Origin of the sequence: Mesorhizobium sp. M2E.F.Ca.ET.209.01.1.1, assembly GCF_004010375.2 — a bacterium.
Lineage (GTDB): Bacteria > Pseudomonadota > Alphaproteobacteria > Rhizobiales > Rhizobiaceae > Mesorhizobium.
On record NZ_SADP02000265.1, the window covers coordinates 1 to 410 of the forward strand.

The 410-nt window shown below is 59.0% G+C and carries 1 protein-coding gene; it reads left to right on the forward strand.

Annotated features, from left to right (window positions below):
- Positions 1-163: 163 nt before the first annotated feature.
- The coding region (locus tag EN852_RS35585; protein WP_135879659.1) for an exopolysaccharide production repressor exox at positions 164-410 on the forward strand (247 nt) is incomplete at its 3' end.

Here is a 410-nt window from a genome sequence, read left to right on the forward strand (position 1 = left end):
CTTAATATAATTGCAAATTATACCTGTCATGGTGGCGACAGGTTGAAAGGCCGGAAGCAACCGGTCGGCAGCGGGTGACTTAACAAGCCCGCATGACAAGGGACGGCGCTCGGGTGGGGCTATCGATTGGATATAACCCGAGCCGGTTTATGGGCTGTTGGGTATGTCGCTTCCAAAATTCATCCTTGGGATGCGTTTCGCGCTCGCGATCGTCGTTGCCTTGTCGTGGCTGGGTGGGGCTTCGCTCGGCACGACACTGCTGCGCGTCGTCATCTGCGCGGTGGTCATCCAGGTCAGTTATTTCGCGGTCGTCTACGCCATGATCGCCAGGAGCGAGCCGACGCCGGCCGACAGGCTGCGCGAAGCCGAGAGAAAGAAGAAATCCACCGACGTGCCCGAGGGCGAGAAGC